Consider the following 23,750-nt stretch of genomic DNA (forward strand, 5'->3'; position numbering starts at 1 on the left):
CATAGTGGACATGTATCGATGTAGCTCAACGCCGTATTCTGCGTTCGCCAGTCCAGGTTCGTTACCGCACGATTAGTCCGAGCTGACTCGACACAGCCCTCGCGCCATCCCCTTCACGCGCTCCTTGCGCGCCACATGTAGTGCCGGGAGTCGCCCTCCCGTATCGGCACGCGGTCAGCCCTTGTTCCGGCAGTGCTCGCAACGGCGGTAGCCGTTGGTCCCGCTGCGCTTGTTCTGCCAGGGGATCTGCTGCCCCGACGGGCAGTCGTCGTGGTCGTGGTAGACGTCGGGGTCGGTCGGGTTGGTCGAGTGGTACGGGTTGACCTTCACGGCTTCGGCCTCCTTGCCGAGCGCACCCGCCCTGTGCGGGGCGTTGTCCCGACCGTAAGGAACCAGGACGTGGGCGCGGAAGGCCTCAAACCGGGTGAAACTGGGGTGCGGCGAGGACGCTCCTCCGCGCTGTGAAGGAGGCCCGTGGCATCGTCGACCAATGGCTGACCAACGTTCGGTGGAGCATCTGCCTGCCCAGGAACAGGCGCGCGACGAGTGGCGTTGGTCGTAACCGTGTCGTGGGCTGAGTGGTCGTGGCGTTGGTGCCCGCTTGCGGGGGCGCAGTCCGTGGGCTCGGCGAGCGCTTGGTAGGTCAGTGCACGCGGCCGGCCGAGATGTCGGCCATTAGGTCATCGACGAGCACCTCCTCGTAGGCGGCCTGTCTGCGGTTGCGCATCTCTACGGCGAGGGCTGGATCCCACGGGGTCTCACCGACGACGCGGTTGAGTGCGGCAAGCGGGTCGGCTCCCGCCAGCGTCAGCGAGCGCATGTAGTCGTCCGCACCCATGCGCCAGGGGACGGCGCCAGCTATTGCCGCAAGCATGTCGCGCACGTGCCGCAGGCCTGCCTGGTCGAAGTCCGCTCGGACGGCGACGCGCCATCCCGCGACCGGCAAGAGGGCGAGCGCTCCGAGCTCGCGGGACGACGGGGTTCCGTTGATGCAGATGACCGGCGAGTCGCCCTCGACATAGCGGTCCGCGGCGGCGGTCAGGATTGACGGGTTCTCAGTCACGAAGACCAGCTGTCCAGCTGCGCGCGGTCCGCCCCAAGAAGGCGCTCGGACGAGCTCTCGGGGCGGGATGGTGACGAGGGAACCTGCGGGAATCGACCAGCCGGCGGGGAGGACGCCCAGACAGCTGACGCCGCCGATGACGTCGTCGCTGTGCACGCCGACGTACTCCCAGGCGTCGCGGTACGCCAAACCTGCCGGGACCCAGCCGCCTCCGACGAGAACCGCTTGCGCGAGGCTGGCGGTACGCATCCCTTCGTCCAGGGCGTGCGGTGAGCCGAGGGCCGCCGAGATGAAGCGCCGGTCGCGGCGGACGTTCCCCGATGGGAGCTCGGCGAGGATCGCGAACACGGAACCCATGAGCGCGCGCCAGTCGGGAAGCCTCTCGAGGCTGCCCGCCCACTTGTTGCGGCGCAGGTGCTCCCATACGCCTTCGGCGTCGAGGTGACAGGCGACGTGCGGTGGTAGTGATGCGACACCGTCGACCACGGCCTGGCGCATCTGGCTTCGCGTGACGTCACGTTGGGCGCGCGCTCGTACGCGAGCGCCCAACGTTCGACGGGTCGCGTGCGCTGCGACCATGCCCGGCGTAATCCCCGGCGCCGTCGTGCTCAGCTTGCGAGTCAGGTGCGCGAGGTCGACGCGTCGCCGTGCGTGCGCCTTCAGCGGCGTGTTCCCTGTGAGTGACTGGCCGGCGCTTCGTTCCTCCGCCGACGCGGGCGCCGTGACGGTGATGAACCCTTCGACCATGTGGATGTCGCCGCGCCTGTCGCCCGCGTCTGCTACGGCGGCCCACAGCCAGAGCAGGTCGTCATCGACGAAGCGTGTGACGTCCAGCGCGGCGCAGTCCTGCTGGCAGACACGACAGGTCACGAGAGCATCCAGGAGTCTGGGTCCCCGTTGAGCAGTTCGGTGCCACGCAGGACGCTGCGCGTCTCGATGACGGTCCCGTCGCTGGCACGCTCCAAGTCCCACGCGTCGACTCCGTCGGTGGCACCGGGCGCGCCGTCCCACCCGAAGCTCGTGCACACCAGGTCGAGGTCGAGTTCGGCGATGTAGCGCGCCAGCCCACCTCGGCCGTGCGGGTCGACCTCGGCGGGGACCTCGTCGAGCACGAGAACGCGCGCCGCCGCTGGGCCGAGCTTGTCGTACGCCGCGGCAGCCGCGGCGACCATCGGGGCCAGCGTGATGAGTCGCGCCTCACCGGTCGACACACCGATGCGGTTGCTCCACCGGGTCGGCTCCTGGTTGTTGCGCGTGATCACGTAGTGCACGGAGACCCAGCTGCGGACGTCGACCGCGTTCAGGACCTGCTCCTCGAGGGTGGCGCCGTCGTTCGAGCGGATCAGCTGGTCGAGAGCGTCCCGCAGGGTCTCGGACTCTTGGTCGGTGCGCTCGTGAACGGACTTGCGGCACGCAAGCTGGTACACCGTCCAGACCGCGTCGCCGAGCACGTCGTGGTCCTTGATGTCGACCCGGATCTGGACGCCGACGCCGGATGACGCCGTGGTGCGCGCCATCATCTTGTTCACGTCGTTGACCCAGTCGCGCATTGTGGTCCACGCGACGGAGATCGCCTTGGGCAGCGTGCCGAGGACGAACGTCTCGAGCGCCTCACGCTCCTGTTCGTTGACGGCCCGCTGGGCGCGCTCGCGCCGCTGCATGGCGAGCGTCGCCGCCTGGTGTGGGGTGTACGGGTGGCTGTCGAACGTGACCACATACGTCTCGACTCCGTGGTCCTCGCTGTTGTCGATCTGCCATGTGCCCTGGAGCGCAGCCCGTGCGACGTCGCGAGCGTTGCGCAGCACGACCCCGCTGGTCTGGGGGCGGTCCTGGGTCGCTGTCTCCAGGGCCGCCAGCAACGTGTCGTCGTCCACGTCTGTCCCGGCCCTCGTCGTGGGTAGGACCGCCCGGGCGACGCCGGCGACGGCGAGGGCGGCGCGCACGTCTGCCATGGTCTTCTGGACGGCCGGTTCCGCCTCGGTGACCTTCGCCTCGGCGGCCGCGAGCAGCGCGGTCGCACTTCCGGCCTGAACATCTCTTTCCGCCTTGGTCGTGCGTGCCCCGGTCAGCTTGGTCGCCAGTGACCGCAGCTCCTGCTCGAGCCGCTGCACCTCCTGACGTGCGGCGTCGGCCGCGATGCCGATCTGGCTGCGTGCCTGCTCGTGCCTGATGGCGCAGGTGTGCGCTTCACCGTGGGTGGTGCGGGCCTCGTCGATCAGCTCGACGGCCTCACGTCGGCGCTCCTGTGCGTCGGCGGCTTCGGTGAGCAGATCGGTGAACGTGTCCAGTAGTCGAGGGATCGGCTGGCCGGCGGCCCGCAGTGCCCGGGCGGTTGACTCTCCGCTGACCCGCAGCGCGACCAACGCAGGTTTCGACGCGGGCAGGCCGGCGGCCTCGGTGCGGCCGACCCATAGGCGAAGCGCACCGGTGGCGGCTTCTCGCAACTGCTCAGCTTCAAGACTGCGGCTGTGCGCCCGGGCCGAGAGGGCCGAGTGCGCACTCGCCGAGGCGGCCCTGCGAGCTTCAGCGGCGACGAGGGCCGTGAGCGTGGGAGCCTGCTCGATCCGGCGCTCCACCTGGCGGGCCTTGCCGGTGAGGTCACGCGCGTTGGAGGCATGCGTGGCGGCCTGCGCACGCAGGTGGAGAGCTTCTGCTCGAAGCTCCGCGGCGCGTGCGAGCGCTGCGGTGCGGCGTGCGTGCGCACCCACGAACTGCGCGGTCGGGACGGGGCTCGGCGCGGCCGCCACCATGGGCCCGCTGCGGAAGTGGCCGTCGCGGGTAATGACCAGGCCAGCCGTGTCGAGGTCGTCGAACCCGATCCTCTCCAGGACAGCTGCAGCGGTGGCCGCCTGTGGATGGTTCGGGTCGACGCCGAGCACCGCGGCGAGGTTCGGGTGGACCGGTGGCTGGTCGGTGCGGACCGTCCACGACCCGGCCTGCGCACCGTCCGGGATGAGGTGCGCGCCTAGGACGCCGGCCGACCCGAGAGCCCATTCGACCGCGTCGCGCTCGTCGCTGCTCATGATGATGTCGGGCGCCCACGTCAGTGCCGCCCCGAGGAGTTCGTCCTGGGGTCGCGCATCGGCCCACGCCGGGCGCGGCAGGTCGGTGAGCTTGCCGTCCTCGAACTCCTGCGCCTGACGGTCGCGTTCGTCGGCGTCGTCCAGGGCACGCTGCCGGGCGTCGTCCTCGCCGCTCGCTCGCGCGCGCAGCCCGGCGGCGAGGGTCGCCGCCCGCGTCTGGGAGTACGTCAGCCAGGCGGCGACCTGCTGGTGAGCGGCGCTGGGCTCCATCGAGGTCAGCTCGTCGACGTCCTGCGTGCCCCAGCCGGCCTGTTCCGCGTGGGGGGCGATCAGGTCGACGTTGTCCTGCGCCCATTCGCGCAGGTTGGCCGCCAGGGCCGTCTGGGCCGCCTGTGTGTCCTTGACGGCCTGCGACAGGTGACGTGCGGCATCGTCGGCCTGAGCGGCCAGTTGTGCGGCGTCGCGCTCGGCTGCGCCTGCCGTGGCATCGGCGGTCTCGACATCCTCGAAGTCGGTCAGCGCGAGGCTGGCACGTTCGGCGTCGACCTCGGCCTGGTTCGCGCGCCTGGCCCAGTCGTCAGCTGCCTCCCTCAGCGTCTTCGGGTCGGCGTCGAGAATGACGTCCGAGATGTGGTCGAGCGTGGCGTCGCCGACGTCACCGATGGGCGCCGTTGTCAGACCGACCGTCACGTTGGCGCCGGCAGCGTGCGGGTCGGCGTTCTGTGCTGACGCCACGGCGTGCGTGAGCTCTGCGGCGGCGCTGTTGGACTGCCGGATCAGCCGGGCGGCTTGCTTGTTGACCGTCGAGATGGCGCTACGCGCGGCGGTCAGTGCGGCGCCGGCGAGGCGCCGCGCTGAGTCCGCCTGGATCGCCAGACCGGCGATCCGCTCGCTGTCCTTGTACGCCTCGGACGCGATGAGGACGCTGTGGCGCGCCTCGTCCTCTGCGATGTGCTCCTCAAGGTTCGTGATCTCGCGCTGAGCTGCCTCGACGGCGTCCCGGGCGCTCTTGTCCTTGGTCTTGGCTTCGGCCAGGGAGCGCGTGGCCCGCTTCAGGTCGCTCACAGCGGTTCGCGCCAGGCGGGCACGTTCCGCAGCGACGGTCGACATCCGGTTCGCCCACGTGTCGGAGAACCGCACCAGGTCGTCAGCGTTGCGCTGCTCCAGCTCGTACGCCTCCCGGGTCGCCTTCGATGCGTCCAAGGCGCTGGCGGTGTCCGCAATGACCTGGGAGGCCACGGTGGGCAGGGCAGCCCGCAACGCGTCCGCAGCCTCACGGTGGTTCGTGTTCGCCAGCAGCGCCGGGTTGCGCACGATGCGCAGCCGGGCAGTCATCGCCTTGACCTGCTCGACGGACGCGCCGTCAAGCACGGTGTTGCCGAGGTGCGCGACGTAGCTGTCGTGCTCGTTGCGGTCCCAGACTGTGCCGCCGAGCCGCTGCACGGCCTCGCGAAACGTGTCCAGCCCGAGCGCCTCACCGGCGCTGGTCGTGAGCTCCAGGTCGTGCCCGCGGCCGGGCACGCCGGGCACCACGAACGGGTACACGACGACGGCCGGCGAGCTCTTCTCGGAGTACTGCATGCGGACACCGAAACTCAGCGTCTGTTCTGCGCCGGGCGAGGTGAACGTCAGCCACGCGTATCCGTACTGCTTCTTGCCCTTGCGGTCGGCGCGCGTTCCGCCCATCAGGAGGCTGAGGGTCGTGGTGCGGTTGCGGCCGGCGCGCAGCTGGTTGGCGTCCAGGTCGTACAGGTAGGTCATCAGCGCCTCGAGCAACGTCGTCTTGCCGGTGCCGTTGGGGCCGCGCAGCAGGATGCGGCCGGACGGTGCGCTGAGGGTCATCGGGCCGAAGTCCCACACGTTGTCGACGCCAGCGCCGGTCAGATGCCAGCGCCGGTCGAACCGCTCCGGGTCTCCGGACGGCAGCGTGACGTACTTCTCGAAGAGATCCGGGTCGATCTCGAGGCTCACAGCAGCGTCTCCTGAGGCTGGTCAGATGCTGTCCGGTCGATGGGTGCCCGTTCGGTGCGGGCGCGCGGCGGCGCCGGTCGTGACTTCCAGCGGCCGGTCGCGGGGGAGAACTTCCACGTGCCGTCGACGTGCAGCAGGTTGAGCGGGACCAGCAGCGCCTTGATCTTGCTGGCGAGCAGGTGGGGGTTGGCGGCGTCCTCGGCCGCCCACGCGGGGTTGGTGGCGGCGAGCTCGGCGAGAATCTCGGTGACCTGCGCGTAGGTGACCTGCCGCCACCCGGTCCACCCCTCGACGGCGTCACCTCCAGCTGCGACGAGGTCGCACAGGTCGAGCGCAGCCTGCGCGACCGTCCCGACACCCGGAAGGACCTGAGGTCCAAGCTCGCGGGGGTACCGGAAGGACTCGGCAGGCACGACCCACGCGAGGCCCTCTTCGCGCCGTTCCCGGTACAGGGCGAACGCGGCGGCGAGCGCTCGCGAGTCACGGTCACCGGCGCGCCGGCGGAGCCAGTCCGCCTCGTCAGGGTCGAGCTCGATGGTGTGGATGACGGCCTCGTCGAGAACGCGACGTCGCATCCGGCGCATGTCGTCGTTCTCACGTCGCAGGTCGCTGAGGAAGGTGTGCGGGTCGTCGAGCGGGTCCGTGAGGCTGAAGTTGGCGATGAGGTGCAGCAGGCGCTGGTGGTGGATGGCCACGAGAACCTCAGGGTCGTCGCTGGCCGCGTAGTCGTCGCTGTTGCCGTCCTTCTCCTCCAGGACGCCGCGGTCGTACAGCTCACGCAGACCGGCCAGCAGCGCGCGCCGTTCGGTGATGTCGCCGGTTACGGGGACACCTGCGGTGGCGGCTGCTTCGTGGGCGGCGACGGCGATGGCACCGAGCCGCTCCAGGGGGCGTAGCCGTTCGGCGCCGGCCGCGATGAGGAACATCCACGTGTGGGCGGCGGCCCTCAGTCCCGAGGACGACAGATGCGCGGGCGGGGCGGTCTTGCGCAGGCGCACGAAGTCGCGCGCGATGGTGATCTGCCAGCCGAGCCTGCTGAACGTGTCCTTGATGACCTTCTCGTGGCGGCGGATCGTGGCGATCTGCTCGTCATCGCGTCCGGCGACGAGCCACGGGTTCAGCATCAGCCGGCGCAGGACGGCGGCGATCTCCATCGAGGCATTCGGGTTGTACACGTCGAGGCGCTCGGTCATGACGTCCTCTCAGCTGACGCCAGCTCGTTGCCTCGGGTGGTTCGCGGAGCGCGACCCGGCAGGTGGAAGGTCACGGTGTGGTTCGGCAAGATGGCCCGCCATCCCGGCCCGCAGATGACCGCGTCGGTGCCGGCAGCAGCAATCGTGCAGGCCAGCCCATCGCTGGTACCGGTGCGCGAGCGCGTGCTGGTCGACACACGCCCGCGGATCGCTGCAAGCACGGCGGCGTGGGCGAGATGGGCGGCTGTGTGGGTGAGCTCCTGCCCGGGACGGGCACTGAGGATCTCGCGAAGCGCACGCAGGTGCTCCAAGCGTCGCAGCTCCTGCCGGGCGGCGATCTCGGCGCGGGCGTCTGCGGCATCGCGTGGTGCGGCGGCACGGCCTCGGCTCCCCGTGCGGGCAGTGCGCCGCAAGTTCTCCGGGACGGCGATCTGCGGCCCGGTGCGCCAGGACGGGACACGGTCGATGGTGTCGTCCTCGTCAGGGGCGCCGTAGAGCTTGCGCCACGGGTGGTCGCCGAGCGTGGCCGCTGCCAGCTGCTCGGCAAGCGCCGGGTGCGCGTGGCATGCGCGCGCGAGGGCGAGCGCTCGTGCACGGGTGGTCCCCTGCTCGCTGGAGCTCGTCAGCCGTCGGACGTTGGCATGCAGCGTGGGAATGGCTCGCACGAGACGCTTCACGAACCGTGCGACGCGGCCGTCGGTCTGGTCGCACCACGCGTCCAGGTCGTGCCACTCGCTGGCGGCACCGCCACGCGCGGCCCGGATGGCGCCGGCGCGGATCTTGTCGGCGTCGGGTGAGGCGGTGACGGACGCGTCGGCGAGCTGGTCGAAGCGGGGTCGGAGCTCGTCGAGAGCGGCGCGCGCCCGGGCGACGCCTCGTTCCAGGTGCATGGCGGCGCGGGTCGCGTACTCGACGAGCAGCCCCTTGAGCTCGTCGGTGGTCTGGGTGTCAAGGTCGTACCGTTCGGCCATCGCAACGATCGCGTCTTCAGCCGCGACGACGCCGGAGTCGAGGTTCTCCAGCGCGTCGAACGCAGCACGCACGTGACTGGCGACGGCGGGGATGTCCCGGAGTTGCCCGTCGCGGCTCATCGTGGCGAGCACCTCGAGAGCGGTAACCAGCGTGTTCAGGTTGGTGATCGGGATCTCGCGCAGCACCTGCTGGGTTCGCATGTCGGCGTACAAGCGATGGACACGCCGCCCAGGCCCCGTGATGGCGTAGCGGAAGTTGCGAGCGAGAAGTTGGGCGGCGGCGCGGGCATCGGACGGGTCCGGCCGGCCGGTCACCGCCCGCCACCGCTGGAGGCTTTCCAGGCGTCGCACAACGGCGTCGTCGTCGAGGGTGATCTCCTGCGTGCGCAGCCGGGCGACGATCTGGGTTGGCCGCAGGTCGTCAACGGCCGCCTCAAGGACATCGAGAATGGCGGCGTACTCATCGGCGTGCTCGCTGAGCCAATACGCGACGACCGAGCGGCCGTCGTCCACGGCGATGATGACGCTCTCGCTCGAAGCGGCCGCCTCGCTGGTCACGGGTCCTCACGGGATTGTCGATCAGTTGTCTGGAAGGTACTCGCAGCCCCCGACAACTACATCGGCATGCAGGGCCAGCACCGTTACTGGCTCGCCAGGTCAGGATGAGGAATGCGCTGACCGTCCTCATGATCTCGGCCCCTCGCAGCGACCGAACGACCGCCGTGAGGTGAGCGCCGGATGGAGTCAGCAACGCGTTGGCCGCGTTGAGCGACGACCGCGACGTTCACAGGTCGACTGCCGTTCGGTCTGCTGCTGTCGTAGATGGTGGCGATAGAGGAGTCCCGAGAGGACGCACCCCGTTCGACACCGACCGGCCGGTCTTCCGTGCGGGGTTCGTGCTCTAGGTGTGGCTCCCACAGCCACGCGTGCCGGTGTCTTGCGCTCGGCCGAATGGCGGCGGGGGGGCGGTGAGATGGGCTCCCGCTCGTGTGGTGACTCCGACCGGCGCCATAGCAGCACAGCATCGCGGATCGAATGGCCATTGTGACGCCTGGAGACAGCACGTCGTGCCGGAGGGTCCTCTTGCAACGCGAGTTATTTTGGCGGGCGCGGAGGAATGGCAACTACCACCTCGTTGCGGCCCACTGTCAGAGTCTGGCGATAGAATGGCGTCGACACTGATCGATGGAGGGCGGTGACGAAGTGCTGCGTGCAAGACTCTTTCTCATTTCTTACGTACCGCTGCTGTGGATCATCGCGCTGCAGCATTGGCCGACCGGCGTCAACGACTGGACGGGTTACCTGCCAACCAGCGGCGTACTCGCACTGAGCGTGATTGGACTGGGTGATGCGTTCAACCTGACGCTCGCCCCCGCGCGCCTCGGAGTCCTCCCAGTCCGAATCGAAAACGTCACGGATGAGGGAGCGAACGCTGCCGCGTACCTCGTGACCTACCTGCTGCCGTTCGTCTCCGTCAGCCTCGACGAGTGGAATGCGTGGGCCGCGCACGCCGTCTTCTTTATCGTGCTGTTCATCATCTTCGTCCGGTCAAACTTCGGGCTGATCAACCCAACGATGTACCTGCTCGGCTGGAAGGTTATCCAGGCTGACATTCTCGCTGGCGAATGGGGCGGACATACTCGCCGTGTCACGCTCCTCGCGAAGGAGATCCCGCCGCCTGGTAACGTGCGAGTTCGGAAGATGGCAGGTGGGTTTCGGCTCGAGGAGTGAGCGGGCGAATGAACGGTGATGCAGCGCCGGACTGGACGGGCGTCGAACTTGCGGGCGACCCGACGATGTTCATCGGATGGCGCAGGTCGAACAAGCGCCTTGAAGCTCGTCGCGTGAGCCTCCACGAGGACACGTTCGAAGCGCTGCACGAGATCGGCGCGGCTGCGATCAGTCAACTACGGACGATGAGAGGACTTCCGTACTCGCCCTACGTGCACCCCGAGCTTGGTGAGGAGTACATCTATCTGCCGCTCGCCGCCGACGTGCCCGACTCCGACGGGCGTGGAAGCGATCTTGCGGGGCTGTGCCGAAACCTTGACGCCGTGCAGGAGATCACCGCCGAGGAGCTGCGCACGCATGACTTCCAGTTCTACGGCATTGCATACGCCAGTGGGGAGAACCTGGTCGCGTTCGTGCGCAAGAGCAACCCGCGCCGCACGTTGCAGGGGGCGCACAAGTTCTTCAAGTTCAGCGGCTCGCTGAAGCGAGTCGCGCGGCCCGACATCGTGCTGGAAGACACGGTTGATCTCGTCGTCACCCAGCGTGCGTTGGCGGTGTTGCGTTCGTTCTCGTTCGAGATGCTCGCTCCCGACGTTAACTTCTCGGAAGAGAACGTCCAACGGTATGTCGACGATCTTGTCGGTGCGCTGCAGGGCAAAGTCGTACTCTCCGCGGGGTCCATCGAGGCGCTCAGGGAGGTCAGCGGACGCAAGACATCACTGGTAAAGCGGCTTAAGAACCTCCATTCCCGTGCATCGCAACTGCAAATCACGCCCGCATCCGTCCAAGAGATCCTACGAAGGCACGACCTCGCGGAAGTCGTGCAGTTCGACGCAGACGGCAACGTGGTCCTCAATGTGGAGTCGGTAGAGGTGTTCGTGGACCTACTCGAAGGACGCTACTTCGAACAGGACTTCACCGGAGACGCGGTTCGCGCTGACCGCTTCCGTCGCCGGACGGTCCGCTCTTCGCCTCGCGAGGAGGCGTAAGGAGCCGGCGAAACGAACGCTGAACCGGCAAGATGCCTAGGTCCGCGTGTACCGGGCCACGCCAATCGGCGTTGGCGGCCTGTGTGGTCGTCACCGAATGTGCTCCAAAGTGACAGTGTCCTTGGCGCCCAATAGCGGCGAGACGGTACGGTCCGTTGAGTCGTCACCGCTTCTGGATCGGCCAGCGAGTCACTGCACCGCACGGCAGGGGCCGTGAAAACGACATGCCGCGTCGTCGCGTGAGGTGAGGGCGACTGACTCACGACCAGCAAGACCACTCCGTCCCGGTTAGCGCTCGGCATGCCGTTCTCGTGGTTCTCAGGAAGAGGTCGGCGTCGCGCTGGTCGCGGCGCACGATCCGAAGGTTGCGAGCAGCACACGGGGTGAAAGGGGCCGTCCGGGCGCGGCATGGCCGCCTTGCTGACCTCCTCGCACGGTTGGGACGTAATCGCCTGAAGTGAGCGGCCCGCCGTGGCGACTTGGTGCAGTCGCAGCCATTTCTACGGTCGCGTCGTCCGAGGACCGGTATTCGCGTCGGTCGTGCCCGCGGCGGATCCAGACCTACTCGGCCGACCTGCCCACCGGCAGCCTGTGATCGGTGAATCAGGCGGTGAACCATCACCGCTTGTCGTATGCGGCCAGCACCTCAGGGGGGATATGTCCACGGGTCTTCAACTCAAAGCCGTTCTTCGACGCCCACGCCTGGACGGCGGCTGTGTCAGCCTGACTGCGGCGCGAAGGCGACGACAAACGCCGACCAGTGCGACGCGCTGCGGTGATGTAGGGCTCGAGCGCACGCAAGAACTCGTCGCGGTTCGCGTCGCTGAGGTCGATCTCGTACGACGTCGACTGCCAGGCGAACCGATAGGTCTGCGCACCTTCGCTGCCATCTAGGTCGTCGGCGACAATCACGATCTGCTTCTGCGCCATTGAACAAGCATGCAGGAAACAGCGGCGTTCGTCTGCGTCGCAGGTCCCACTTCCTCGCATGAGGCCGACCGGTCGATTCAGCGCGCAAATGCACCGCGGGCGTTGTCCGTGCGACGCCCGTCGCCTGTCGACCCGCCGCGTGCTCCGCCCTCCAACGGCCGCGCGCCCGTGGTCCGCAGAGCGGCGGGAGGTCTGGGACTCCTGTGTGACCGACGAGCCCGAAAGTCAGCCACCTGAGGCTCGCGCAGCCGGCGCACCGAGGGTGCGGCCGACGCCGCCAGACGAGCCGAGAGACCGCGGCGCGGTGCACCGTCGACGGTGGCCGACGTGCGCGCCGCCATCGAACGCGCTAAGGAAACTCGCGAACGTGCGGACGGCGCACTCGACGCCGTGCGCGCATTACCGATGCGACGACTGGCCCAGCGGAACTCCTTGAGGTCGGATGGTGCCACTAATGCGGGACCGTGCAGCTGAAGGACGAGATGCCGTCCGAGTGGCTGGCATAGAGACAACTGGTCGAGCCGGTTTGGGGTGCCGACGGGTACGCCGAGCCGTGGGGCTGGGCGTCTGGCGCAACGGCCCGCATAAGCCAGCGTGCAGTGCGGTAGCTGCGGCCCGCGAACGGGTCGTCGACTGGACGCCCGACTTCCGGGGATGCTGCGACGACTGACGCGCACGACCCCGTGACCGAGCCCAGCAGGGTGAAGGCCCGGTCACGGGGTCGCTCTCAGCCTGACAGCTCCTCGAGCGCCTTCGTGCTACGTGACCGCAGCGACCGCGGTGGTTCAGCCGGCGCCGGCCACGCAACGATCAGGTACTGCTCGACAGGCTCCCCGACGGCAAGATCTGAGGAGCGGTCGCGGCCGTTCGCGTGGACCCTCACCCGGTAGCTGCCCGGTCCGGCGGCGTTGAGTCGCCCGAGGGCGGCCCCCTCGGTCCCGCCCCAGCCGGACACCTCCAAGCTGTTCGCGACCTCGAGGGAGACCTCTGCGACGTCCTCCCATGTGTCGTCGACTGCGATCGGCGGTGAGGTAAGCGCGGCGACCGTCACCTTGACGGGCCCGGTGGCGATGCCGGTGAGCACGGCGGCGCGAGTTGTCCGCGGCTCGAACAACAGTGCCAGAGGGCCAGGACTCGGTTGCAGCGGGACCTCGTCAGACCAAGCGTCGTCGGCGACCACGGTGAACTGGTGGAAGTCGACGTAGATGTTCACGTCACCCATCGGACGACCTTCTCACCGTCGTCAAGCGCCGAACCGGACGTAGAACGCGTCCATGTGCAGGACTCGCTGGGACCTGTAGAAGGAGCCGAGCAGTCCCCCGGCGCGGGAGTTGTCCGTGTCCTTGATCATGCAGATGCTGTACCCCATGGGTCCTAGCGATGTGGTCTGGCCGGCCAGCGAGACCTGGCACCAGGAGTGCGTCCGGGGGTAGATCGTGTACCCACCGCCGGTGTACGCGCCCTCGTAGGTCGAACGGAACGGGTACTCGTCGCACTCGTGGGCGTAGGGCGTCTTCGGCCTCGGCAGCGACGCGGGGCACGCCTTGTCGCCGTTCTTCCGGATGTCGATCTCGTCCACGATCCGGTGGAGCGGTGTGCTCAGGCCGGGAAGCCCGGAAGCTTGCGCGGCCTCGACGTGCCTGGCGAACTGCGGGACCGCAGCGCGCGAGTACGTGATGGTCGGGTCGAAGTACGGGTTGACGCACCCCGGTGTGGTGGTCGCCTGGGTGTCGCACCGCACGTTCGAGGCGTACAGGTTGGTGGCCACGGGGGTCGCCGTGGGGTGCGTGAAGCTCAGCCTCCAGGCGCCTCGTCCCGTCGACAGGTTCGAGCCGCGGAAGGTGTAGAACGCCTCTGCGGCAACCGTGCGTCCAACGATCATCGGCTGGGTCGGGATGGTGGTAGCGGCGTCGATGCCGCACGCGCCGCTCTGCCACCCTGGAACGATGTTGCACGCGCTCACGGCGGAGTACGACGTGCCGGGTGCCTCTCCGGTCAAGGACGTCGGGGTGATCTGAACCTGGTGCGCCCAGGTCGCGAGGGTCGTCGAGCTGTAGACGTAGAACGTCGCGACGAAGTTCATCGTCCCCACGATCGTGTCGACTCCGTTGATCTTCTGGCGCACGTTGAGTCGGTAGGCGGCCCTGGCGCACGCTTCCGTCCGGGACACGTCGACCCAGAAGGAGTCAGCCGAGCCTTGACAGCGCTGCGGTACCGGCTGAATCGCGTTGATCCCGGCGTTGGTGTCGGCTCGAACCTCGGGGGACTGGGCGGCTGCTGCGAGGGCGGCCTTGAGCTCGCGGTCGACGACCTGGAGGCTGGCCGGTTCGATCGTTAGGCAGTCGGTTGTCGCGGCGTCGCAGGGCGGGCTCTCGAGTTCGAGCTCCAGCGGTCGCGGCGTCTTCTTGCTGTCAGCGAGCAACTGTAGCGGTCGGGGCTGCACCCGGTTCGTTAGCGCCGACCCGCCGGTGGTTTCGTCAGCGGCGTGAGCGGTGGCCGCGGTGGTGAGTAGAAGTGCCGTGGCCGCCGTCAGTGCAGCGACCAGCCCCCGGTTTCGGCGATTCCTCACAAGGGTCCCTTCGTGGTGATGGGTGGGGCACGCACATTCCCACAGCAAGTGCCCTGTACACAGGCAAATGAAACGATTAGGTGGGTTGCGCTCTGTCGCGGTCGACGGGGAATGTGCCGGCGGGGCGGCGTCGACCCGCCGAAGCCGGGGCCTCCGCGGCTGACTGACGGGCTGGGATGGCCGCCATGGAAAAGAGCGGCCGGCGTACCCGGGAGCAGATACTGGCGAAGCGCGGGCCTCACCGGGGGACCAGCGTTTGCGTCGTTTAGCGCGAACGTCCGGGGGGTGATCGTGTACCTGGACGACGTGAACGCGCACCTCTCCGGCGGGGATGGCTGTTCGAGGAGGAGTTTGCCCTGGCAGGCATGCTCTCCTGGCGCTGGCCACCTCCGGAGGTTTCAGAGCAGAGGGACAGCCCCGAGCGTTGCTCCGTCACCAGCACCCAGCCGAGGGCCGCGTCCCTGGAGGCCGCGACGAGGTGGTGCGAGCCTGGCTTGGTGTGTCTCGTCGCGCGTTGCTCACGCGCGCCCAATGGGAGCGGATCGCACACCTGGTTCCGTCCAGCGCTGGGCCGACAGGGCCGTCCGTTCCGCGACCATAGCCAGGTTGTCGAGGGCATCGTGTAGCGCTATCGCACCGGGGTTGCCGGGCGCGATCTGCCGGTGGAGTTCGGGCCGTGGCAGACCGTGTAGGAGAGCCAACGTAACGTCCTCACTGCGCTGCTCGTGCAAGCAGATGCCGCGGGAGACATCGATTGGGCGGTGCCGCTCGACTCCACGATCAACCGCGCGCATCGGCACGCCGCGACACTGCCGCGTACCGCGGGGCGCGAACGAATCATCATGAAGCAGGAATCCGAACCGGCTGACCACGCGATCGCCCTCGTCGGGCTGTGGACACGGCGGGCCGGGCGCTGGCGGTCGAACGAAGTCTGTCGGTTATTTCGGGCACGCCGCATGACGTGCGCTGCTAGGTTCACACAGGCCAGGCAAATCGACACAGCGGAGTTTCCATGCGGGTCAAGCGTCTCGTTCCGGTCGTCGCTGCGGCAGCAGCCCTCTTCCTCGCCTCGGCTGTCCCCGCCCAAGCGTGGACTCCAGCGTCATTCACGTTCTCCAAGCGCTTCAGCGAATCGTGGTCGACCGCGGGGTTCAACGTCGACAAGAACTTCGACGCCAAGGTCATCGCGATGGACGTCAAGTGCACCGAGGGTTACGGCAATCAGTTTGCCGTGTCATTGATCAAGGACAGCTGGCCATGGGACCTCGGCCACGGAAGCGCCACCTTCATGTGCGCCGCTGGCAAGACCTATTACCCGACGTTCGCCATCAACTCCGAAGGTAAGTTCCACTTCAAGTTCAGCAAGGTGGACAACGGCAAGTTCATCAAGCTCTCCGGAACGGTCTCCTACCCCAAGCAGTGAGGCGTAGGCGGGCTCGTCGACCCTGCGACACGGGGCGGCGCGAGACGATCTGGACCGACGCGTCCCGGCGGGGAGGTGTGCCCTTCGCGTGCGCGGTGAGCGGCATCGACGGTATGCCACCATCGGCCGCGATAGCGACGGCGGCCGTGCCGCCATCGTCGTCCGACGCGTCCTCATTCTTACTCTGCGCTGTTGGTTGGTGGGTACCTTGTCACGGCACGTTCGGGAGCGGCCGGACAGCGAAGGTCTGATCGTCGACTACAACCTGCAAGGAAGCTGCGTCGGGCGCATCGTTCGGGAGTCGCAATGCGGTGTGCTCTGGGCAGTATCCGCCGTGCCAGGCTCGCCCTGATGGGCATCCAAAGCCACTCCCAGACGCAAGACGTGATCGTTGCTGTCCCACTCGACGTGACGGGGAGGGGGACGGGACGAGTTGCCCAACGTGACGACGAATACAGCCGCGACGTCATGAAGAAGGCGTGGGTTGATGCCCAGGTTTCCGTCAGCAGGGCCGCTGCTGTGTTGGGGCGCTGGCGGAGCGGTGCGGGGCGCGCCGAGGCAGCGCTGACGTGCTCGCGTGCCGGGCGCCTTCGGCGCTGGTATGGCACCAAGAGGAGCGGCGTTTATGGGTGCTTCGTGGTTGGCTGCTCGACGAAGAACTCAGCGGGTGTTGTCTCAAGTGCATGCGCGAGCTGCCACATGGCGTGCAGCGAGAGGTTGCGTCTGCCGTTCTCGACGGCGCCGATGTAGGTGCGGTCGAGTTCGGATGCGTGAGCGAGCCGTTCCTGGCTCAGGCCGGCCGCATTGCGGATGCCTCTCAGTCGTGCCCCGAATGCGCGTCGTTGCGCGGCTTGCTCGTTCGGATCTGACACGCCGGTGACGCTAGGTCCGGGCCGTCCATGGGTCGACGGACTATGAGTCGACGGACGATAAGTCACTGCGCCAGTGTCACACGTTGTATAGACGTTTGTGTCTAGCGCGAGGTCGGGGCGGCGTCGCGTTGTGGCGTGCGGCGCGGTCGCGGGAGACGTCGTTCGCGCAGAGCGGTGGTGGCGCGGGCGGTAGATGTGCGTACGATCGAGTGTTGACGATCAGTCGCCGGACTATCAGTCGCATCGACGTTCGGAGGCCGCCATGGCCATCACCACCCGCAAGCCCGTCCGGCAGCGTTTCGTGCCCACAGGTCGACGTCGACGACGCGAAGGCGGTGCCACGACGCCGGCCAGCCTGCGTAGCGGGCTGCAACGTCCCGCCCCCGAGAGGCCGCCACGCTCGACCGCCGGCAGCGTCTCGGTCGGGTGGCGTGCCAGCGCGGGACGCGCACCCCGGCGCACGACCGGTCAGGCGACGCCACCAGTGCTCCTCTCACCGAGTCCCGGCCAGGGGTCACGGTGACCGCGCCGAAGGGCAGCCGCGACCTGCGCCCCGCCGCACGTGCGTTCCTGTCGCCGGAAGCGGCCGTCACGCTGCACGACGCAGCGGCCGAACCCCTCACCCTCGAGCACGACACCGTGCAGAACCTGTTCGCCCTAGGGGTTCAGCTGGCAGCGCGTGATCGACGTCGGCGCACCACCAACAAGCCGAGGCTCACCCTCGAGGGACACGCGCAGTTCCTGGTGGGGCACGTCGACCTCGGACGCAAGCGAGGCCTACGTGCTGTCCGCGACGGTCTTGAACACTGCATCGGCGCCTTCGCTGGCGAACAGTTGCAGACCGCGACGGCCGAGCCGGACGCGTCACACAGCCCTCACAGGTCCGGCCGCGACCCCGCGTCGACGGACCCGATGCCCGAGCCTGCTGGCCTTATCGACGGCGGACTGTACGTCGAGAGGTCGCGGGCCGGCGACAACTTCGACGCGATCGTCGACCTCGCCCTCGGTGAAGGCATCGTCGTGCTCACCCGCCACGGCGCCCCGCAGCTTGTGCTCCTCGCATGGGAGGAGCACTGCCTGCAGCGAGAACGCGACGCTCAGCTGCGTGCGGCGTACTGGTCCGCTGTCCGCACCGGCGAGCGACCGTCCCAACCGCCGGACCCGACTGCGGCCCCGCCTGGCGCGGGTCCCGCAGCGCCGCAGCCCGACACGGACGAGGTCGGGAGCGGACATGACCGGTGACCGCAATAAGGAACCGACGTCCGCCGCGGACGCCCTGGCGTCCCTGTTGGAGATCGATCCGTTCACCAGGGCTGGCGTCTGGGCGGTCGTCACGGCAAGCGGTGCCGTGCACCTCATCAACAGCACTGACGCCGACTCGGCGGTGACGGTCACTCGCCTCACCGGAGCGCTCGACACCGCAGATGCAGAGCAGGGCTTCCCGCTCGCGCATCTGCGCCGTGACGGCCACCCCGTGCAAGTCCTCGCGCTCGAGCACCTCACCAGCGACGGGCATCGCGCAGCGGGCGTCCTGGTCGGGGCCGACCTGCTCATGGCGCTCGAACCGCTCGGACCGAACGCACTGGTGACGTTCCGAGGAACGACGCCGGTGCGGTTGATCCACGTCCTTCCGCCCGACGCCAGGTCGAGCATGTCAAAGCCGTCCGGGGGATCGTGATGCTGACCCGACTGATCCTTCCCGGCGTGACGAGGGTGTGGCTGCGCCTGCCGGGCGAGGACGAACCAGCAACGATCGCGGCGTCGACGGCGCGAGCACTGTTCGCGCTCGGCGTCGGGCTCGGGCCACGACATGCCGTTCCTCGGTCCAAACGCGACCTTCCCGAGGTGACGGTCGACGGTCCCGCACGGTTCTTCGTGAGCGGCGTCGAGGTCGGCGAGAAACGAGGTCTGCGCACGATCCGAGTCGGCCTCGGCCACGTCCTCGACCTGCTCTCGGAGGTCGGCGCGCTGAACGAGGTCAGGCGGCGCGCCTACCCGGTGCCGGGATCGACCGGCCGTGCGTCCCACCTGGCTGGAGGTGTGGCTGGAGACGTGCCCGCCGAGGAGTTCGTCGACGTGGCCACTGCCCAGCAGCGGTTCGACGACATGATCGCCGCGATCGGCCAGGGACGTCGAGCTGTCCTCGTCCAGGACGGGACGCCAGTCGCGGTGATGTTGCCGTGGTCGCTTTGGCGCGACATGAACGCTGAACTGGCCTGGGCGCAGTACGTGCGCTGGGCGACGTGGGGCGAGGACGGCGTGTTCGACGCAGAGACTCACGTCGCTCTCCTGAGGGGTGGCCCGCCCTCGACCGAGGACCTTCGCGCACACAAGCTGGGCCGGGAGCGTCATGAATGACGACCACCGCCGGCCCCGGCCGACGCGGCCAACCTCGCCCGAACGCGCTAGCGGTATCCCGGACGACGTGGGTTGCGCTCACGAGGTCGCATTCGAGACCGACCAGCGGCTGGCCGACATCCGGGCAGCGATGGCCGCCAGCAAGGCAGAGATCACCGACGCTGCGAGGCGGCTGGGCGTCGACGCCCGACAGCTGATTCCCGCCGCGCCCTGGGTGATCACCGGCACGGTGGACGACCGTGCCTTCTACATGCGTGAGCGCGGGGACCAGTACACGATCGTCATCGCGTCCGACGAGGAGCCCACCGTGCAGCCGTGGGGACGCCCTGACGCGCGTGCTATCACGGTACGAACTGGCGACGCCGACGACATCTACATCGGAACGCCGCCGGACTACGGCCGAGCGATGGACTTCATCGTCGGAGTGATCCGCCAGCACCTTCGTCGCGCGTCGTGCCCGCACCCTCACCGGTCCGGCGACCGGTACTGCGCGGCCTGCGGGATCGCGTTCGACGACGCCGATGTCTAGGGGAGACTCGGCAGCGCGGTCAGAAGACGTCGTGTGAAGGACGCCGACGGCAGTCGCGCCGATCTTCGCGTAGACGATGACGACGGCGATCGACCGGGCCGCGAAAGCCGGATCATGTGCACCACCGCACCGGTACAGGCTGGGGCGATCGATCGCGAGCTGCTGGGCGCGGCCCTGCAGGTCGGTGTGCGCGTATCGGGTCCTCGCCGGGAGCACGAAGACGTTCGTGAGCATTGAGGCCGACAGGGAGGCTCCGGGAGTGCTTCTCCAGCGGAGTCCTTCTCCAGCGCGAGTGCCGCGCTGGACGCCGCTGAGAACGTCCGCCGCAACGCAGGGAACGCCGTCCTTTAGGACTTCGCCCGGGAACGGGGCACTTTGGTCCGCCCCAGCTGGCATCTGCATGCTGGACGGACGGTCTGGCACCGCCGGCCGCTCGCGGCATGTTGTGCCGACTTGGGAGTTGACGACTCTGGTCGAGACCCTGGGCTCGTCGAACACCTCGGCTCTCCTCGAGAGCCGGCGGCGAGCTGGCGCCTGCGGCGCACAGCGCCGCCTTGCGCCCGTCGGTTGCGCGACGCCTTTTCACCCGGAAGGCTCCTACCGCTTGTCGTACGCAGCTTGCACCTCGGCAGGAATACGCCCTCGGCCCTTGAGCGCGAAGCCGTTCGCCGCAGCCCAAGCGCGCACCGCGGCTGCATCAGACTGGCTGCGCCGCGCAACGGGAGCCGTTCGACTGCTGGTACGCCGCGCTGCGTTGATGTACGGCTCAAGCGCGCGGAGGAGCCCGTCGCGGTTGGTGTCCGAGAGGTCGATCTCATAGGACGTCGACTGCCAGGAGAACCGGTAAGTTCGCGCGCCTTCGCTGCCGTCTAGGTCGTCGGTAGTAACCACAAGCTGCTTCTGTGCCATTCGACAAGCATGCAGGAAGAACAGGTCACAGTCCGTGAAGCACAAGACTCTCATTATGGCGCGCTGGTGCGGGTCGGTCTCTCGGTGAAGACAGCGACGCTTGCCCGGAGCGCGATGAACGCGGCAGCGATAACTGTGGCGCGCGACAGACGCCCAGCTACGGAGATCGCCGGCGAGTAACTCAGTGCCTTCGAGTTCTCGTGGGTGCGACAATCGGGCGACTCGCGAGCGAGCGCAGGCGAGTCACCTTGTGCGGTACCGCTTTGGACTCGGAGTACTCATAGGGCCGGCGTACGAAGGTGTTCACGACCCGCCACATCTCTCGTTCGGACTCAACATTCGACGGGATGGTCAGGCCGTACGCCTTGGCTACGTCCGCACGCGACAGGTCGATCAGCGCGGTCACGGTCGACGCCCACTCGTCCGTAGCAAGTACAGCGGATCGGTACCAGACAACGACGAGCGCAGCGGAGCAGGCGACGGTGAGCAGCAACGGGATGGTCAGGCCCGCGCGGAGGGTTGTGGCGGCCGCGGCGAGTGCGAGCGCGGCCGAACCGTAGAGCGCCGCGACGAAGAAGTCGACGTTGGCTCGTGCGTTGGTCATCGCCGTGACGGAACGTTCGGGCGCGACGCTGAGAAGGCGATGCCACAAGAGCTGTGAGTCGAGCCGGTAGCGGTCGTTCGCGTACATCTCGAATCGGCGGATCGCGTTGCCGAGCTGCGTGGGCGCGAACTGTGCCGGCGCCGCGGGGTATCGCGCGGCACGCTCGTACGCGAGGCCGGTGCGCACGCCTCGGTCTGCGGCTGGCGCACCCTCGAACTTGTCGTTCAGGCGACGCCACCGTCGCCGGTGTGCTTCGACGCGGCTGTCGAAGAGCCATCGGGGCCACAGGAGGTACCCCTCGAGGAGTCGGTACAGCGGAGCCTGGTTGGCGGCGAGAACCAGTCCGATGACGGCGGCGGCCGCGGCAAGCAGCAGTTGTTGGGTGCTCCATGCCAACGTACCGAAGCGGAGCGCGGCCTCGGGCGACGCGGCAGGCAGGAGAACGAACGCAGCCACCTCCACTGTGAGGAGCGCCGGCAGGATCCACCCGACGACCAAGCCCCATCCGCCGCCAAGGACCCCTTTGATCACGTCACCCACGTGCGGTCCTACAGGTCGCCGTCGGGGTCGCCCGGCCCGGGCGGGGTCGACATCGCGCCCTCACTGCCAGTTCCTGGCGCGCTGTCGCCGGTGAAGGTGCCCTCGCCTTGCTCGTACAGCGCGGAGAGCTGCTCGACCAGCCCCGCAGGAATGCGTTCGTGAACCGCGAAAAGGCGCCCCGTGAGCGTGCCCGAAATCGCCGGCGCAGCGAACTGGGTGCCCGACCACTTGGCGAAGTCCCGCACCCGAGCCCCCTCCACCACCCACATCGCGACTCGCTGAGACAGCACATCGCGGACGTTGAGAGCGATCATCGCGGTGTCTGCCGTTATGAAGACCGCCCTTACCTCCGCGATTGGTGCGCCGGTGCGGTCGAGAAGCACCGGCCTGTCCTCAGAGCTCACATCTGTCCGGGCGTCGTCGCTCCGTGCTTCCTCGTCGTTCACGATGCGCTCCCCAGGCTCTCGTCGTGCGAGGATCGTTCGATGTCCTGAATGTACCGAATGACCGGTTCGTAGTGCATGGGCCGACGGGTGAACCGGTACTCCGGAACTTCCTCAGGACCGTCGCCTGCGCCCTGTGTGATCGCTTCGGCCGACTGGCTGGTCAGCGTCGGCGCACGGGACCCACTCTGCTCGAATCCGCACACGGTTGGCGGCGATCAGCCGGACCTATCAACGCGCGTAGCGCGCTCGCCGAGGGCGACTCCCGGACAACCGACTTGTTTGGGAAACCTACGGAGTTCCGCGACGTCCGGCAGGCGTCACGACGCGCGCTTGTGCGCCATCGCCGCAGAGAGGACCTCGAGGACCAGGTCGAGAAGTCCGGATGATGCCCACGTCGAACTCTCAGCATCCCGCTCAATCGCGAAGGCGCGCTGATCGAGGGCGGCCAACGCGTCGCGGACGCGAGTGGGCTCATCGAACTGGTCGAACCAGCCGTCCTTCGCGACATCATCCAGGACGTCGTCGTCGACCCAGATCACGGCTGTGCCACGAGGGACGGGCGGGCGGTACATCGCGGGCAGCTCGACGTCATAGCGGTCACCGACGCCCGGTCGCGCTGCGCACACCCGTCCGAGCGAGCCCAGCGTGTCGTCGATGGCGGCGGTGAGCAGGGCGTGCACGACGACGTCGATGGAGCGATTCGCGTTCACGCGTACTGCTGCTGCCAGGTGCTCGGCGTCGCGTGCGAGGTCCTCGAACACATTGGTCCCGCGGCTTGTGTACGACACGATTACCTCCAAGGGAGAGGGAAACGGGCTCCGGTCGGGGTCCGTACCTCTAGAGCCACGAACTGCAGGGAGTTCCGGCCGGACCCGCTGCCTTCGGGCGACACGCCCTTATCGGGAGGTGCTCCACACGCTCTGACGAGTCGCGCAGGTCCGGCTACGGTCCGTGGCGTGCCGAGAATCACCCCCGTCTATGCGCTCCTGACGACCACGCTCCTCCTCGCGACGCTAGCCGGATGCGCGACTGACGACGCGAACCCGACAGCCCAGTCCAGCGACGACGCCGTTGCTACGGCAACACCGACGACGACCGAGCCGGACACGTTCGAAGGCAGCGTGACCGTGCAGTTCGTGAGCGACACGTTCGTCTCGGAGTCACCAACTGAAGGATGCGTGTTCCTCGCTCCTGGGGGTCTCCCCGACGGCGGGTGGATCGGCGACCTCGACCAGCTCGTGGTGCGCGACGCGAACGGGACGATTGTCGCCACGGCCGACGGCAGCGCACCGGCGTTCACTGAGACTCCGGTGAAAACATGCTCCCGGACGTACGAACTTGCGGGGCTACCCGGCCAGATGGAGTTCTTCGCGATCACGACCGGGCCGTACACCTCCGAAGAAGTGATCGATGCCGCCGACCTGGCTGGGGGCTACACCTGGCAGCTCAACGGCTGACCAGGTCGGGCAACGTCGGCACGTGGGCGGAATCGATCCGCGCCCGGCTGCGGACACAGTCCCTCGTGCTCGCGCGCACGAAGCGCCCCGCCAGCGGGCCGGAGCAGAGGAGAGACGGCCGCAGGGATCCGCCTCCGGTTTAGCCTGGTGGACGGTTCGGGCAAGCTACCCA

22 protein-coding genes are annotated in these 23,750 nt (G+C 68.2%); 9 read left to right on the forward strand and 13 right to left on the reverse strand.

Features of this window, described 5'->3' with window-relative positions; all coding sequences use genetic code 11:
- Positions 1 to 174: 174 nt before the first annotated feature.
- The 5 genes from CTKZ_RS21400 to CTKZ_RS04480 form a co-directional block, all read right to left on the reverse strand.
- Complete coding sequence (locus CTKZ_RS21400; protein ID WP_160142825.1) at positions 175 to 330, reverse strand: hypothetical protein; 156 nt, start codon at positions 328 to 330, stop codon at positions 175 to 177.
- 313 nt (positions 331 to 643) lie between these two features.
- Complete coding sequence (locus CTKZ_RS04465) at positions 644 to 1,933, reverse strand: DUF2399 domain-containing protein (protein WP_124341816.1); 1,290 nt, start codon at positions 1,931 to 1,933, stop codon at positions 644 to 646.
- Positions 1,930 to 6,057, reverse strand: a complete 4,128-nt coding sequence (locus CTKZ_RS04470; protein ID WP_124341817.1) for an SbcC/MukB-like Walker B domain-containing protein — start codon at positions 6,055 to 6,057, stop codon at positions 1,930 to 1,932. The genes CTKZ_RS04465 and CTKZ_RS04470 overlap by 4 nt, the downstream gene beginning before the upstream one ends.
- Positions 6,054 to 7,250, reverse strand: a complete 1,197-nt coding sequence (locus tag CTKZ_RS04475; RefSeq protein ID WP_124341818.1) for a DUF2398 family protein — start codon at positions 7,248 to 7,250, stop codon at positions 6,054 to 6,056. The genes CTKZ_RS04470 and CTKZ_RS04475 overlap by 4 nt, the downstream gene beginning before the upstream one ends.
- Positions 7,247 to 8,779, reverse strand: a complete 1,533-nt coding sequence (locus CTKZ_RS04480; protein ID WP_124341819.1) for a DUF2397 family protein — start codon at positions 8,777 to 8,779, stop codon at positions 7,247 to 7,249. The genes CTKZ_RS04475 and CTKZ_RS04480 overlap by 4 nt, the downstream gene beginning before the upstream one ends.
- A 627-nt stretch (positions 8,780 to 9,406) precedes the next feature.
- On the opposite strand from CTKZ_RS04480, the gene CTKZ_RS04485 reads away from it, so the two are divergent.
- Both CTKZ_RS04485 and CTKZ_RS04490 read left to right on the forward strand, forming a co-directional pair.
- Positions 9,407 to 9,952: a KwaA family protein gene (locus tag CTKZ_RS04485; protein ID WP_124341820.1), complete on the forward strand. Its 546-nt coding sequence runs from the start codon at positions 9,407 to 9,409 to the stop codon at positions 9,950 to 9,952.
- An 8-nt stretch (positions 9,953 to 9,960) separates the two neighbouring features.
- Positions 9,961 to 10,941 (forward strand): hypothetical protein, encoded by a 981-nt coding sequence (locus tag CTKZ_RS04490; RefSeq protein WP_124341821.1) that lies wholly within the window; start codon positions 9,961 to 9,963, stop codon positions 10,939 to 10,941.
- Positions 10,942 to 11,559: 618 nt separating this feature from the next.
- Here the strand turns inward: CTKZ_RS04490 and CTKZ_RS04495 are convergent.
- The 3 genes from CTKZ_RS04495 to CTKZ_RS04505 all read right to left on the reverse strand — a co-directional run bounded on the left by CTKZ_RS04495 (position 11,560) and on the right by CTKZ_RS04505 (position 14,314).
- Positions 11,560 to 11,871 carry a histone-like nucleoid-structuring protein Lsr2 gene (locus CTKZ_RS04495; protein WP_160142826.1) on the reverse strand — a complete coding sequence of 104 codons (312 nt, stop codon included), beginning with the start codon at positions 11,869 to 11,871 and terminating at the stop codon, positions 11,560 to 11,562.
- A gap of 727 nt (positions 11,872 to 12,598) precedes the next feature.
- Positions 12,599 to 13,084, reverse strand: a complete 486-nt coding sequence (locus CTKZ_RS04500; RefSeq protein ID WP_124341823.1) for a hypothetical protein — start codon at positions 13,082 to 13,084, stop codon at positions 12,599 to 12,601.
- Positions 13,085 to 13,114: 30 nt separating this feature from the next.
- Positions 13,115 to 14,314, reverse strand: coding sequence for a NucA/NucB deoxyribonuclease domain-containing protein (locus CTKZ_RS04505; RefSeq protein WP_124341824.1), 1,200 nt, complete (start codon positions 14,312 to 14,314; stop codon positions 13,115 to 13,117).
- A 1,138-nt stretch (positions 14,315 to 15,452) separates the two neighbouring features.
- Between CTKZ_RS04505 and CTKZ_RS04510 the strand changes: the two genes are divergently transcribed.
- Complete coding sequence (locus tag CTKZ_RS04510; RefSeq protein ID WP_124341825.1) at positions 15,453 to 15,863, forward strand: hypothetical protein; 411 nt, start codon at positions 15,453 to 15,455, stop codon at positions 15,861 to 15,863.
- 623 nt (positions 15,864 to 16,486) lie between these two features.
- Here CTKZ_RS04510 and CTKZ_RS04515 read toward each other — a convergent pair.
- Positions 16,487 to 16,735, reverse strand: coding sequence for a helix-turn-helix domain-containing protein (locus CTKZ_RS04515; protein ID WP_124341826.1), 249 nt, complete (start codon positions 16,733 to 16,735; stop codon positions 16,487 to 16,489).
- 519 nt (positions 16,736 to 17,254) lie between these two features.
- Here CTKZ_RS04515 and CTKZ_RS04520 point away from each other — a divergent pair.
- From CTKZ_RS04520 to CTKZ_RS04540, 5 genes are read left to right on the forward strand one after another with little or no spacing between them, the layout of a single operon-like run.
- Positions 17,255 to 17,977 carry a hypothetical protein gene (locus CTKZ_RS04520; RefSeq protein WP_124341827.1) on the forward strand — a complete coding sequence of 241 codons (723 nt, stop codon included), beginning with the start codon at positions 17,255 to 17,257 and terminating at the stop codon, positions 17,975 to 17,977.
- Positions 17,967 to 18,413, forward strand: a complete 447-nt coding sequence (locus CTKZ_RS04525) for a hypothetical protein (RefSeq protein WP_124341828.1) — start codon at positions 17,967 to 17,969, stop codon at positions 18,411 to 18,413. Before CTKZ_RS04520 ends, CTKZ_RS04525 begins: the two co-directional genes overlap by 11 nt.
- Entirely contained in the window at positions 18,413 to 19,093 is a 681-nt protein-coding gene (locus CTKZ_RS04530) for a hypothetical protein (protein ID WP_124341829.1), read from the forward strand. Before CTKZ_RS04525 ends, CTKZ_RS04530 begins: the two co-directional genes overlap by 1 nt.
- Positions 19,086 to 19,622: a hypothetical protein gene (locus CTKZ_RS04535; protein ID WP_124341830.1), complete on the forward strand. Its 537-nt coding sequence runs from the start codon at positions 19,086 to 19,088 to the stop codon at positions 19,620 to 19,622. Before CTKZ_RS04530 ends, CTKZ_RS04535 begins: the two co-directional genes overlap by 8 nt.
- Positions 19,623 to 19,655: 33 nt before the next feature.
- Complete coding sequence (locus CTKZ_RS04540) at positions 19,656 to 19,859, forward strand: hypothetical protein (protein ID WP_124341831.1); 204 nt, start codon at positions 19,656 to 19,658, stop codon at positions 19,857 to 19,859.
- Between the two features lie 360 nt (positions 19,860 to 20,219).
- On the opposite strand, the gene CTKZ_RS04545 is transcribed toward CTKZ_RS04540, so the two are convergent.
- The 4 genes from CTKZ_RS04545 to CTKZ_RS04560 all read right to left on the reverse strand — a co-directional run bounded on the left by CTKZ_RS04545 (position 20,220) and on the right by CTKZ_RS04560 (position 22,882).
- Complete coding sequence (locus CTKZ_RS04545; protein WP_124341832.1) at positions 20,220 to 20,531, reverse strand: histone-like nucleoid-structuring protein Lsr2; 312 nt, start codon at positions 20,529 to 20,531, stop codon at positions 20,220 to 20,222.
- Between the two features lie 181 nt (positions 20,532 to 20,712).
- Positions 20,713 to 21,675, reverse strand: a complete 963-nt coding sequence (locus CTKZ_RS04550) for a hypothetical protein (RefSeq protein WP_124341833.1) — start codon at positions 21,673 to 21,675, stop codon at positions 20,713 to 20,715.
- Between the two features lie 8 nt (positions 21,676 to 21,683).
- The gene (locus tag CTKZ_RS04555) at positions 21,684 to 22,121 is read right to left on the reverse strand and encodes a hypothetical protein (protein ID WP_124341834.1); all 438 of its coding nucleotides are present in this window, start codon (positions 22,119 to 22,121) and stop codon (positions 21,684 to 21,686) included.
- A gap of 317 nt (positions 22,122 to 22,438) precedes the next feature.
- Positions 22,439 to 22,882: a hypothetical protein gene (locus CTKZ_RS04560; RefSeq protein ID WP_200829636.1), complete on the reverse strand. Its 444-nt coding sequence runs from the start codon at positions 22,880 to 22,882 to the stop codon at positions 22,439 to 22,441.
- 195 nt (positions 22,883 to 23,077) lie between these two features.
- Between CTKZ_RS04560 and CTKZ_RS04565 the strand changes: the two genes are divergently transcribed.
- Positions 23,078 to 23,578 carry a hypothetical protein gene (locus tag CTKZ_RS04565; RefSeq protein WP_124341836.1) on the forward strand — a complete coding sequence of 167 codons (501 nt, stop codon included), beginning with the start codon at positions 23,078 to 23,080 and terminating at the stop codon, positions 23,576 to 23,578.
- Positions 23,579 to 23,750: the final 172 nt, after the last annotated feature.

Origin of the sequence: Cellulomonas algicola (genome assembly GCF_003851725.1) — a bacterium.
Classification (GTDB): Bacteria; Actinomycetota; Actinomycetes; order Actinomycetales; family Cellulomonadaceae; genus Cellulomonas; species Cellulomonas algicola.

Bases quoted from the DNA above. Each gene is read 5' to 3' on its own strand.
- CTKZ_RS04485 (WP_124341820.1), top strand. From the start codon at position 9,407: ATGGAGGGCGGTGACGAAGTGCTGCGTGCAAGACTCTTTCTCATTTCT.
- CTKZ_RS04535 (WP_124341830.1), top strand. From the start codon at position 19,086: ATGAATGACGACCACCGCCGGCCCCGGCCGACGCGGCCAACCTCGCCC.
- CTKZ_RS04490 (WP_124341821.1), top strand. From the start codon at position 9,961: ATGAACGGTGATGCAGCGCCGGACTGGACGGGCGTCGAACTTGCGGGC.
- CTKZ_RS04495 (WP_160142826.1), bottom strand. From the start codon at position 11,871: ATGGCGCAGAAGCAGATCGTGATTGTCGCCGACGACCTAGATGGCAGC.
- CTKZ_RS04510 (WP_124341825.1), top strand. From the start codon at position 15,453: ATGCGGGTCAAGCGTCTCGTTCCGGTCGTCGCTGCGGCAGCAGCCCTC.
- CTKZ_RS04545 (WP_124341832.1), bottom strand. From the start codon at position 20,531: ATGGCACAGAAGCAGCTTGTGGTTACTACCGACGACCTAGACGGCAGC.
- CTKZ_RS04530 (WP_124341829.1), top strand. From the start codon at position 18,413: ATGCTGACCCGACTGATCCTTCCCGGCGTGACGAGGGTGTGGCTGCGC.
- CTKZ_RS04475 (WP_124341818.1), bottom strand. From the start codon at position 7,250: ATGACCGAGCGCCTCGACGTGTACAACCCGAATGCCTCGATGGAGATC.
- CTKZ_RS04525 (WP_124341828.1), top strand. From the start codon at position 17,967: ATGACCGGTGACCGCAATAAGGAACCGACGTCCGCCGCGGACGCCCTG.